Source organism: Leptospira sp. B5-022 (assembly GCF_000347035.1).
Classification (GTDB): Bacteria; Spirochaetota; Leptospiria; order Leptospirales; family Leptospiraceae; genus Leptospira_B; species Leptospira_B cinconiae.
Genome location: NZ_ANIJ01000012.1, coordinates 1 through 12,115, shown reverse-complemented (window position 1 = coordinate 12,115; position 12,115 = coordinate 1). Strand labels below are relative to the sequence as shown.

The 12,115-nt window shown below is 36.8% G+C and carries 11 protein-coding genes; 10 read left to right on the top strand and 1 reads right to left on the bottom strand.

From position 1 onward, the window contains the following. Positions 1 to 167 precede the first annotated feature (167 nt). The 8 genes from LEP1GSC192_RS04515 to LEP1GSC192_RS04475 all read left to right on the top strand — a co-directional run bounded on the left by LEP1GSC192_RS04515 (position 168) and on the right by LEP1GSC192_RS04475 (position 9,867). Positions 168 to 1,760, top strand: a complete 1,593-nt coding sequence (locus LEP1GSC192_RS04515) for an ATP-binding protein (RefSeq protein ID WP_020768742.1) — start codon at positions 168 to 170, stop codon at positions 1,758 to 1,760. Positions 1,761 to 1,972: 212 nt separating this feature from the next. Next, positions 1,973 to 2,365, top strand: a complete 393-nt coding sequence (locus LEP1GSC192_RS04510) for a hypothetical protein (protein WP_036089067.1) — start codon at positions 1,973 to 1,975, stop codon at positions 2,363 to 2,365. Positions 2,366 to 3,008: 643 nt separating this feature from the next. Next, on the top strand, positions 3,009 to 3,341 hold the full coding sequence (locus tag LEP1GSC192_RS04500) for a hypothetical protein (RefSeq protein WP_036089064.1): 333 nt from the start codon (positions 3,009 to 3,011) through the stop codon (positions 3,339 to 3,341). A gap of 200 nt (positions 3,342 to 3,541) precedes the next feature. Continuing rightward, positions 3,542 to 4,642 carry a hypothetical protein gene (locus LEP1GSC192_RS04495; RefSeq protein WP_020768739.1) on the top strand — a complete coding sequence of 367 codons (1,101 nt, stop codon included), beginning with the start codon at positions 3,542 to 3,544 and terminating at the stop codon, positions 4,640 to 4,642. A gap of 333 nt (positions 4,643 to 4,975) precedes the next feature. Continuing rightward, positions 4,976 to 6,955 (top strand): AAA family ATPase, encoded by a 1,980-nt coding sequence (locus LEP1GSC192_RS04490; RefSeq protein ID WP_020768741.1) that lies wholly within the window; start codon positions 4,976 to 4,978, stop codon positions 6,953 to 6,955. 2 nt (positions 6,956 to 6,957) lie between these two features. Further along, positions 6,958 to 7,542 (top strand): hypothetical protein, encoded by a 585-nt coding sequence (locus tag LEP1GSC192_RS04485; RefSeq protein ID WP_020768747.1) that lies wholly within the window; start codon positions 6,958 to 6,960, stop codon positions 7,540 to 7,542. Between the two features lie 4 nt (positions 7,543 to 7,546). Next, a complete protein-coding gene (locus tag LEP1GSC192_RS04480; RefSeq protein ID WP_020768745.1) occupies positions 7,547 to 8,593 on the top strand; it encodes a hypothetical protein in 1,047 nt (348 codons plus the stop codon). Between the two features lie 2 nt (positions 8,594 to 8,595). Next, a complete protein-coding gene (locus tag LEP1GSC192_RS04475) occupies positions 8,596 to 9,867 on the top strand; it encodes a methyltransferase (RefSeq protein ID WP_020768738.1) in 1,272 nt (423 codons plus the stop codon). Positions 9,868 to 9,975: 108 nt separating this feature from the next. Here LEP1GSC192_RS04475 and LEP1GSC192_RS20185 read toward each other — a convergent pair whose 3' ends face one another. After that, positions 9,976 to 10,323, bottom strand: coding sequence for a helix-turn-helix transcriptional regulator (locus tag LEP1GSC192_RS20185; protein WP_020768740.1), 348 nt, complete (start codon positions 10,321 to 10,323; stop codon positions 9,976 to 9,978). Positions 10,324 to 10,416: 93 nt separating this feature from the next. On the opposite strand from LEP1GSC192_RS20185, the gene LEP1GSC192_RS04465 reads away from it, so the two are divergent. Together LEP1GSC192_RS04465 and LEP1GSC192_RS04460 are read left to right on the top strand one after the other, a co-directional pair. Beyond that, entirely contained in the window at positions 10,417 to 10,635 is a 219-nt protein-coding gene (locus LEP1GSC192_RS04465; protein WP_020768744.1) for a helix-turn-helix domain-containing protein, read from the top strand. Between the two features lie 721 nt (positions 10,636 to 11,356). Beyond that, positions 11,357 to 12,001 carry a hypothetical protein gene (locus LEP1GSC192_RS04460; RefSeq protein WP_020768746.1) on the top strand — a complete coding sequence of 215 codons (645 nt, stop codon included), beginning with the start codon at positions 11,357 to 11,359 and terminating at the stop codon, positions 11,999 to 12,001. The last annotated feature ends 114 nt before the right edge of the window (positions 12,002 to 12,115 follow it).

The following is a 12,115-nucleotide window of genomic DNA, read 5'->3' as shown; positions in this document are numbered from 1 at the left end:
CCGCTTCGAGCTTGCTTACGCAACTCTCGCTCGGGCTACGCCACATTTCGCTTTGTCACTCGTCTTGCTGGGCAAGCCTCGTGCCAAGTGCTTGCGCACTCGCGAAACGTCGGAACACCTTGGTCGTTATGCGAAAACGCATCAAATAATATCCTCAATTAACTAGTATGAAAAATCAAATTGGCATTCAAGACGCTACACCTAGCAAAGCAGTGTTTAGATCAATTATTGCAGATTACGATGCAAAAGCTGCCTTATGTGAGTTGATAGATAACTCAATTGATGTTTGGTCTCTAAAAAGCTCTAAGAACTCATTAAATATTGATATCAATATAGATATTCAAAGGCAAGTAATCAAAATAACAGACAACGCAGGAGGTATTAAACAGGATGATCTTCATCACATAGTAGGCCCAGGACATTCTTCGAATGATTCGAATAGCCATATTATTGGCATTTTTGGTGTAGGTTCGAAAAGAGCAGTCGTTGCATTATCTCCTTACACTACGATTAAATCTAGATATAAAAAAAATCAAACCTGTAGCGTAGAGATTACGGACGAATGGTTAAAAGACGAAGATTGGAAGTTTCCAGTATATGAAGTGACCAATATCGCAGAAAGTTCAACTGAAATAGAAATGACTAAGATTAGGGACATACTAACCGGACAATCTGTGCGTGATATTAAGGATCATATTTCCGCAATTTATGGGAAACTACTAACAAGTCAGTCTATTATATTAAAATTAAATGGAGAGCAACTAAAATCATCTCACTTTGATAAAGAATGGTCTTTTAATCCGGATGTTCCACCCCAAGGTTATGATTGGCCGGTGAAAATAGGAGGGGAAAAAGTAAATGTTAAAATTTCCGGGGGTCTCATAGTAGAAGGGGGAGATTCTGGTCATGGGGAATATGGGGTCTATGTTTATTGTAACAATAGATTGATTGTAAGATCACTTAAAACTCCAGAAGTCGGCTTTACAAAGGGACAAGTAGGAGTTCCACATAACTCAATTTCATTAGCTAGAGTAATCGTAGAAATCGAAGGACCTGCCGGACAAATGCCTTGGAATAGTAGTAAAAACGGAATAGATACCAAACATAAAGTATATCAATTACTTAGAGATAAGCTAATTGACGTTATTAAATATTATACATCTGCTTCTAGGAATTTATTCCCAGAAAGAGAAACAAAAGTAGCACCATATAAAAACGGTAAAATAAGCTTTGAGAAAATTCTTTCTGTATCTGAAATTGAAAAATCTGCCTTCCCAGAAATACCGAAATTAAAAAAGAGAAATTCAGATAAGATAAAAGATTTAAATCAAGCTCTTGCTAAAACTGCCCCTTGGGTAGTGGGAACTTATGAAACAGTCGTATTAGCGGAAAGTATTAAATCTAAGAATTTCGAGACCAAAAATAGAATAGTTCTTATATTACTTGATAGTTCGATAGAAATTGCATTTAAGGACTTCTTAACCTATAAGGTAACTTCACCTCAATATTCAGATTCAGCTTTAGCAAAAATATTTGCTCAAAGAAGTTTGGTTCATCAAGAAATTCAAAAATACTCAACTGGACTTTTAGATGCTTCAGATTGGTCTAAATTAGATTACTATTATCGGATGAGATGCGATTTGGTCCACAGGCGAGTTTCGGCAACTGTTTTGGATAGTGATATTTCAAAATTTACAGCTTTGGCCAAAAAAGTACATAAAAAGCTTTTAGGGGTCAAGTATCCATCTCTTAAAGAATGATGCGTCATCGCATAACTTTCGAGTTGGCGTTACGCTTCGGGTTTGCTTCGCAACCCTCGCTCCAGGCTTCGCCACATTTCGCTTTGTCACTCGCCTTGCGGTAGCAAGTCTCGCGCCAAGTGCTTACGCACTCGCGAAACGTCGCCAACCCTTGGTCGTTAGGCGCCATCACAAATGATACTTGTATATGCTTGATATAAATTGGATATTTTATGACTGAGGAAGATAAAGGCGGTTTGTTTTCGCTTTTTATATTATTTTCGCTATTCTCTATTTTTATGTCGCTGCCATCGAAAGTCGAAGATAATGAGTTCTTTGTTTTTTTTCCAGATTATTATTGCTTTTACGCGGAGACTAATAATGAAACTGAAAAAGGTGTTTGTGGTCTTCGGTTCAGCGAACGAATTGCAGTCGAAAGAGTAACATATGTTGGAATCTACTATATTAAGATAGAAACTGTTGGTTGGAATAAAATAACATTTAACAAAAGTAATAGAATAATTACCCGTTTTAGTAATTCTAAAATAGAATACTTTGCGTACGCTGTTTTTGCTATCGTTTGTATTGTGATTTTATTATTAATGCTTTTCAGGAGAAAAAAGTGACGGCGCCTAACTTTCGGTGCTTCCGCAGCGCTGCGGGCTTGCTGCGCAACCCTTGCTTGGGCTACGCCACATTTCGCTTTGTCACTCGCCTTGCAAAGCAAGTCTCGTGCCAAGTGCTTACGCACTCGCGAAACGTCGGAACACCTCGGTCGTTATGCGACATGTTTGTTAAAAAATGAAGAACTCAAAATTTGAAAAAATTAAGCTACTTTATGAAACCAATTATGACGAGTTAAATCGAGCTCGTGATTGGCCATTAAAGGTAAATGTTTATATATCTATAATCTATGCTGGTTTAGCAACTACCATTGGAAATATATGGATAGATTTTTCCAAAGCCAACTCTTGCTTTAAGTGGTTTGTGACTTTAATCATACTATTTATCTCAGGTTACACAATTTATGTGATGTATCGACAGAATATTCAATATGAGATCTACCGGGGAATACAAAGGAAGCTCCAAAAAATTATCGGTATAGAAAAATGGAAGATTGATAAAAACTCTATTTTCAATGATTCATGGGTAGATTCCGATGCACCCGTAAGAAAGATTACTTACGGATGGTTTTATTATTGTTCCATCATTATTCTCTTATCAATCTTTTTGTTCTTTCTAATATGGTTTGAGTAAGTGAGGGGATCCATGAATAGCAATAAATTAATAGAAATTGAAAATGATCTTAAAGAATTTAGAGATTTTTTCTTTGAGAGTCAACTTTTAGAAAAAGAGAAATCTCTTAAAGCAAAGGTTCCATACAAATCAATTATTGCTATAATTTTAGTCGGCTTTCTATTTGGCGTATATGAAAAATTTGATATTGGATGGATGTTCTCATTATCAATAGTTTTTACTATCTGGTGGAAGATAGATCGAGATAATCTTAAGCGCGATGTTGATTTCTTGAAAAGCGCAAGAAATAGATTAATGTTAATTGAAAAAAGTTTAAAGTTTACATCCATTGATCAATCTAATTGAATCTCCTCCAATATAACAAACACGTCGCATAACTTTCGCCTCTGGCGTTGCGCTTCGGGTCGCTAACGCGCCCTCGCTCCAGGCTTCGCCACATTCACTTCCGTCACTGCGCTTGCTTGTGCAAGCTCGCGCCGTCGTGAACGTCGCCAAGGCTTGGTCGTTATGCGCAATATTCAAAAATTTAACTATATTTGGACAATATGAATATCGAAACATTACATCAAATCGGATTGGTTTTTCAAAAGGATATCACTAATAGCAAAGCTTTGAACCTTTTGAATGAGTTGGTAGAGAATCTTACTAATTTAATAAATCAGCCACAGCAACCTGCTTTTCAGCAAAATGTATCAAACATTCGTATTAATCTAAGGAATGCATTGAATACTTCAACGATGAACGCATATTCGCCTTATTGGAAACAGGTTTTAGATGAAATAGGATTTAAAGATTTGCGAGGAAACGAGTTAGGAAATCGCATTGAACAAATTTTTTTACAAAACTCTATAACACCGTCTATCGTGCTTCAAGAGATCAGTAATATTCAGGGGAGTTTGAGTAAACGATATAATGCTTTGGCGTCTTTAGTGAAAAATTTCCAAGTATTAGGAATAGGTAAAGCGGAATTAAATAATGCGGAAAGTGAAATGGCAGTAATGATACCTCGGGCTGCAGTAAAAGAAAAAATAGACTATTTTATTAAAGAGCTAGAGGAAATCAAAAGAATAGTAAGTGATTTTAACGAATTGGCATTAGGGTCAAGGCCAGAAATAGAGCTTAAGACAATAGCTTCATCTGAATATCAGATTTTGTTAAATATTTTACCAGTCACTGCTACTTGTTTAATTATTAGTATAGAAAAAATTGTCAAAATCTATAAAGATATCTTAGATATTCGAAAAGCACATAAAGAACTAAAAGATAAAGGTGTTCCCGCAGAAAATCTAGCAGGTGTTGAGGATTACGCAAATAAGAGGATGGAAGAGGGGATTGCAGAAGGAGTGAGAGAATTACTTTCATCTTTTGGACAAGATATTGCTCCTGGAAGAAGGAAAGAGATGGAAATATCTTTAAAATACTCCATGAATAAACTCTCTAATCGTATTGATAAAGGCTTTAATTTTGATATCAAAATGCGCCTTGATGAGAAAAAGGCAGATGCTGCCGAGCAAGGAGAGCCTGAAAGCGGTAAAAATTCCGAATATTACAAAACTATTGAAGAAAAATCGAAAGAACTTGAATTCCTTAAATTGTCTGGTGACAATATTTTAAGTTTGCCTGAATCAGACAAGAAGGATGCCTGATAACGGATACTTTGAATACTGCGCATAACTAACGCCTCTGGCGTTGCGCTTCGGGTCGCTACGCGCCCTCGCTCCAGGCTTTGCCACATTCACTTCCGTCACTGCGCTTGCTTGTGCAAGCTCGCGCCGTCGTGAACGTCGCCAAGGCTTGGTCGTTATCTGCCATGCCGCGTCCCCTCATTTTAGCGCCTGCCGTCCATGGCAGGCTTAATTCTTTGGAATTCTAAAGTAAAAAGTTCTTCATTTTTCCTATTCCTATTGAAAGTAATTGAGTGCATTCATATTTATATCAACAACGCATATTTTAGAAATAATGGATAAGAGTTAGGTTCTATGCAAGGTAAGTTTAATTTTATAACGCTTAATAAAGTATTATTAAGAAATTTTACATTATATAGTAAAAAAGGCAAGGTGTATGAAGTAAACGAAGAGATAGATAAGAAGGTTTACTGCTTAGCCGGAGCAAATGGGCTAGGTAAAACTACATTTTTAAATGCGATTAATTTTGGCTTAACTGGAATTGTTTTAGAGCCAGATAAAGCAGTCTTTTCGCCAAGTGAAATTGTTAAGTTGAATTATAAATATACTGAACGATATTTCGGTGGCAGGATCAGTAGCTCCGATGCGAAAAAATCAGAGATCGAAATTTTGTTCAATGTTAACGGAAAATACTGTCGAATCATAAGAAATTTCTTTCAAAGGGAAGAACTACGATTATTCGAGGTATTCGTTATCCAAGATGGAAAGAAAGTTTCTCAAATTCAGGATAATGTAAAAAGCCCAACTGAACTTAATGAGTTGTACCAGAAATTTATATGTATAGAGACCGGCTTTTCAGATTTTGATTATTTTCTTTTTTATCAATTATACGTACTTACGTTTGATGAAAACAGAAGAATGATTTTTTGGGATGACCGTGCTTCTCGACACGCGATAGCTATCGCTTTCAATTCTGATCCGGAAGATGCGAATAAAATTGCTGATTTAACTAGAAAAATTGAAAAGCATGATTCAAATGCAAGAAATGCAAGATATCAAGCTAAACTCATTGGGCGTAAAATTGAAGATCTGAAGCCGGACGATAAGAAAAAGAAAATAAAAGATGTAGAAAATATCGAAGATGAATATAAAAACTTATCAAAAGATCTAGAAAAACAAGAAAGAATTCTCAATAATATAAATATAGAACATGATAGTATGCTAAAGAGGCAGAGCTATCTAAACTCAGAGATAATGCATCTCAAGAACGAGCATTCAAAATTATTTTCTCTATATTCAAAGCCGCGCTCGAAGCTTGTTGAAAATACAAATGTTCGTATGTCTCTTAGTAAGCAAGAATGTTGTCTATGCGGAACAGTCGGAAGTTACATCGTAGAAAGCATTGAAAGGAATATTCATAAAGATAGCTGCCCATTATGTAATACTGTAATTAATGAATCAACTTCGATTGAGCAAAGTAGGTTACTGAAGTCGATTGAAAAAAACGACGTCCTAATCTCTGATAAAGGCAATGAATTAGATAATCTGACAACCGAGATCGAAACTAAGGCACTCGAATTAGAAAAGGCAGAATTTGAATATAATATGGCTAAAGAAAAGTTAGAAGAATTTATGAATGAGTTTTCATCTGTATCGTTTATAGATTCAAGAGATAACGGGATAGGTGCATTATTAGATCAATATGAAAAACAATATGATTCTTTTGTCAAAGAATCAAAGGACGAATATAAGAAACGAGATTTGTTAAAGCCTGACTATGCAAAGTTATTAAAGAAAGTGGAAATTGCATATAGAGAAGCTGAAAAGTCTTTTGTTCCAATATTTAAAAAGCTCGCGAAGAGTTTTATTGGCCAAGATTTGAATATTCAAGTTAAAAGAAGTGATAAAACTATAAAATTAGTTTTAGAATTAAAAAAGACAGCTCGAACTGAATCTTTCCAGCTTTCGGAGAGTCAGCGTTTTTTCTTGGATATTGCCTTACGAATGGCACTTTCTGTTTTTTTATCAAAAAAGAACTCCCCTGCGACGATGTTTATCGATACTCCTGAAGGTTCTTTGGATATTGCTTATGAAAGTAGGGTAGGTAATATGTTCGCACAGTATGCAACAGATTATGATCAAAATCTTTTCCTGACAGCAAATATTAACCCGTCTCGTCTGCTAATATCTCTCGCCGAAGAATGCGGGAAATCTAAGATGCAATTTCGTAGAATGTTGGACTGGACTGATTTGACAACGGTTCAGAAAGAAGGGGAAGGCCTTTTTCAGCAAGTTTATCGAAACATTGAAAAAGCATTGTTGAGTAAGAAATGACTATGATTAAATCAATTACACCTGAAGCATTCTTTGACAGTTTATCGTTAGGTCACAAATTGGATGGATACCTGGATGGCTTTAAATTAGAAGAGATTTTTCTTTTTTCATATTTTTCTTCAATCCTATATATTTACGCCGGTAATTTATTAGCAACTTGGCCGCACAGATACATAGTAACAAACGGTTATCCTTTTTCTGAAGAGTTGCGTGAGGCAGTAACTCGACACGTGCAGAACGGTTTGTTTGAGAAAAAGGGGGAATTTTATACAATCTCCGGAAGAGGAACTGATGAATTTAATAGATTTAAAGTTCTCCCCACATTACAAATTCGTGAGAAATTTTTAAATGCTGCTTCTGCCACTAGCATACTTGTCCCTTATTCAAAGACTCTAAGGGCCCTATTGAGTGAACCTGAAATTAAAAAGGCAGAAGAGCTTGAAAATGAATCATGGCTAACTCAGACAGAAGTTTATGAGAAATTCACTGAAATTAGCGCTGTCGTTGGAGTTTCTGTTAAGGATCTAATCATACCAGCGATCACTTGGATAAATTATCTTGATTCGCAAAATTTAGAAGGAGTTTGAAAAAATGAATAATCTTGCTCTACGAAAGCAATTGACTACTGGAAACTATCCTCTTCAAGCATATAAAATTTTGGGTGATGAAAAAGGTGCAACATTAACGGCAACCCTTATTGAATTTATTACTGATGTTTATCGGGGCTTAGAACCGAGTCACTATCAAGGAAAACTGCTTATATTTATAACCTTGGATGATTCAATACCGATTGATACAGCTAATGCAATAAAGTTCTACGATAAGAATATTTTGATTAATAATACTTCTCGCACGATTGCAATTCAACTTTTTCAGAAAGAGGATTTTCCGTTGATTTGGCAAGGAGAAGATACTGAACAAGTGATTAACCAGCGCAATGCGATAACGTATCTCTATGAAAATAGAGTAGAATGTTTTTATGTTAATGGGGAAAAAATTGATATAGAAAATTATCTAGGCTGTGCAAGCACGTTTTCTTTGCATTATCAACATTTGCATGAAGCTTTAGAAAATTATAAAAAGGAAAAAATTCTTCACTCTTCTTGCTCAATTTTTCAAAGGGCTTGGTTTGATTCAACTAGAATTTATTTCAAGAACGCCCCGGAGGACACTATGCAAGAATCTCTTAAGGAATATTTAAGTAGTTACATGCGTGGCGTAGAAGTGAGTAGAGAATGCAACTTAGGAGGGGGAAAACCCGTAGACATTAAAGTCAGCTGGAAAGAAGCAAATCGTGCAGCGATAATTGAAGTCAAATGGCTCGGATATTCAAGAGCGGAAAATTCTATTACAACGAAATATTCGAATAGCCGCAGCAACGATGGAATGGAACAACTTAAAGAATATATGGATTTGGCAAATCAAGATTGGCCCAGCTGCATAACAAAAGCATATCTAGTGGTTATTGACGGTAGAAGAAAGGGCGTTGGTTCTACCATTAGGACATCAATTTCTGCCCAAGATGGACTGCATTTTGCAGAAATTGAACTAGACATTGAAGAAGATAAAAAATATTTTAATAATATAGTCGGATTTGAAATGCCATTCAGAATGTTCTCTAGACCGGTTTGCGTTTAAAGATGTATTATAATTTAAATACTGATTTTTCCTTAAAAGATAGCGGTTATTCGAATTATGATGATACGACGTCGATGCCTAGACACAGATGGTATTATTATAAAGAAGGATTTTCTCCTAGATTAGTAGAATCAGCAATCGAGCAATCCTATATTACTAAAAAGGATTTAATTATTGATCCATTTAATGGAAGTGGGACTACAACGTTGACTTGTTCGACCAATGGATTCAGGTCAATTGGTCTTGAGGTAAATCCATTCACTTCTTTTTTATCTGATACAAAGATAAAGAGTGCCAAAGTTAAAGATATAAGGAACTGGAAAGTTAAACTATTTAAATCTGTTGAGAAGGGTGCTCTTTCTCCGTTACTAGGTTATTCAACATTTTCGAAGAGAAAGAACCTATCAAAATGGCTATTTAATGATTCCGTTCTTAATGCTTTTGAAGGAGGTTGGCGCTTTACGAATTCAATTCCCGCATATAATGTTCGTAAACTTTTTAAACTTTCACTTATTGCGTCTGCAATGCAAAATTGTAATGCAACTAAAGATGGTAAATGCCTTCGTTATAATGATAATTGGTGGAAAAAAAAGTTTAATAAAAATTCTTTTTTAGAAAATTTAGATACGAGCCTCAATCATATTGAAGAGGATATACTAAAAAAACCAATTCTTAGCCCTGGTACAATAATTAATGGAGATTCTCGGATTGCTTTAAGTAAATTAAATGGGTTTGACAGATTTAAGTTATGTATTACTTCCCCACCATACTTGAATACATTTGATTATACAGATATCTATCGACCTGAACTGTTTTTGGGTAAATTTATCGATCAAACTATAGGTTTACAAGGGCTCAGATTATCTACTATTCGCTCTCATATACAGGTAAAATGGGAGAAACCGAAGTTAAATGATTTTGGTCTTCTATACAAGCAAACAATACGGTATCTTCAGGATAACCGTGAAAACTTGATGCATAAAGATATCCCTCTGATGGCCCAAGCATATTTTGAGGATATGTACAATATTTTTAAACTTTTGAAAACAAAGGCGGCACCAAATGCTTATATATGGTTTGTAGTTTCAAATTCTGCATATGCAGGCCATGAATTACCTGTCGATTTGATTCTTGGAGATATAGGTTCGAAGGCTGGCTGGTATTTGAAGGAAATCGGAGTATTAAGATATCTAAAAAAACGGAAAACTAAATATAGCACCAATGTTCATGAATTGCGTGAAAGCGTAATTATTTTTTCGAACAGGAAATTTTAAATTCTGATATATAGCTAGTCCTGACTCTTACTATGCGGTCCACCTGAAACCCGAACACTTCGCGATCGGGACGCAGATTCTTCACTTAACCTGCTCTAACAGCCCTCGTTAAAACTGCTTCGCAGATTTTACTCGGGCCTTCTTCGGTGATTTAATAACTTCATTTGTTGTAAATACTGAGTAAAAGAAGAAAGGAGATTTTTTATAAATCTTCATAAACTTTAAAAACTCATCCATATACAACCTACATTTCCCGGATTCTATCTTTGAAACCTGACTTCTGTTCCTTTTTATCATTTTACCTACTTGTGCTTGAGTAAGATTCGCTTCAATCCTAGCGACTTTAAGCTGATGATAGAATGCTTTCTTTTCTTCATCGGAAATTCTTCTTACGATTTCCGATCTAGGCCATTTTCGGACAATACTTTGAGACTTGTTTTTAGATTTTCTCGTCATAAAGGAACCTTTTTGAGCAGAGATTCGTAAAGAATGTATGCCCCACGGTATACTGCGTTCACTTTTTGTCAACTGTGCCGCAATATACCGTGTGTGGATTTCGAAGAATTTTTATTAAAAGTCGGGAAAAATATTCAAAAAGTTCGGAAGGATAAAGGACTTACTCAGGAAAATATGGATGAAGGCGATTACGCCGTTCCTGTAAGGACTCTACAAGATATTGAGGCGGGTAGGGCTAATTTCACTGCCAACTCAATTTTCAAGCTTTCGAAACGATTAAAGGTTAAACCAAGAGATTTACTGGATATCTGAAAATCGTAATTTTATTGGCATTCCCTAACCGGCTTCGCCTTCCTTGGCTACGCCGGTTAGAATTCGGGGCGCGGCACAGCAGATAACTTTCGCCTCTGGCGTTTCGCTTCGAGTCGCTACGCGCTCTCGCTTCAGGCTTCGCCACATTCACTTCCGTCACTGCGCTTGCTTGCGCAAGCTCGCGCCGTCGTGAACGTCGCCAAGGCTTGGTCGTTAGGCGCACATCCGATAAATTCTTTTTTTATACTTTAGGGTTAAATATTTTTTGAATATAACCGTAGTGAATCTTTCTTAGGGTTAGTCCGCTCCTGAGATGCTCTGGTGCCGAGATTTGAGTTTCATCCTGCTAATTAGATTGCAAAGAAAGTCTTCAACTGATGCCGTATTCGGAGCGGGGATTTGCCATCTGAAAACAGAATTCTGCGGTAACGGCAAGTTGCTGAATTAGCAAAACGCAAACAATTGAATGCACCGTGTTTGGATCGGACGTCGCCTAACTTCCGGTGCTTCCGCAGCGCTTCGAGCTTGCTTCGCAACTCTCGCTTGGCCTTCGGCACATTTTGCTTTGTCACTCGCCTTGCATGGCAAGTCGCGTGCCAAGTGCTTCGCACTCGCAAAACGTCGGAACACCTTGGTCGTTATGCGTAATTGCGCTTGAAATAATTTACTAAATACGTTAGCTGCTATATTTTTACCCATACATATTTTATGGAGGAGCGCAATGAGACTATTAAGAATAACGATCCTACTTATCTTACCATTGTTGGTTAGTATAGAATGCACTTGGCCGAAAGTCAGACAAGATGCTGACGGAACACTTCGTTATACGTACAAAAATGAACGTTTTTGCATCAAATCGCCTGAGTATACCGAATTTGAAAAGTCTGACATTGGTTTGAAAATTAAAGAGTATGTAGATATCCATAAAGCCATTGAGAATCGCTGGGAGAAAGTAAAGCAATTAGGCCCACAACTCAATCAGCTCGACTCAGCCTTTTTTGATCTTTGCAACGAATATGCACTTGATCATATTTCTTTAGAAGAGTATAGATCGAACAGAAAAGAATACGAAAAGCTTCGTAAAGACATTCTACGTGGCTCTACTCCAAACATTGAAATTGTCCAGGCAAGCTATGGACCAGCTTGTGGTAACGCATCTGGCAATCGCACTGAAATTGTTCGCTCAATTTGTTTGGGTAAAAAAACATGCGGCATACCCGTGAACAATGCGGCTTTAGCGCCCGATCCCTTTGAAAACTGCCCCAAGGACTTTCGGGTGTCCTGGCTTTGTGGTGCGGCATCTCATGAAGCCTCACATAGTGCTCAAGTCAACGAAGGCTATATCGTAACAGTAACTTGCGAATAATCCAGCGCAACTACGCATAACTTTCGAGTTGGCGTTACGCTTCGGGATCACTTCGTGACCCTCGCTTCAGGCTCCGCCACATTTCGCTTTGTCACTCGTCTTGCAGTGGCAAGT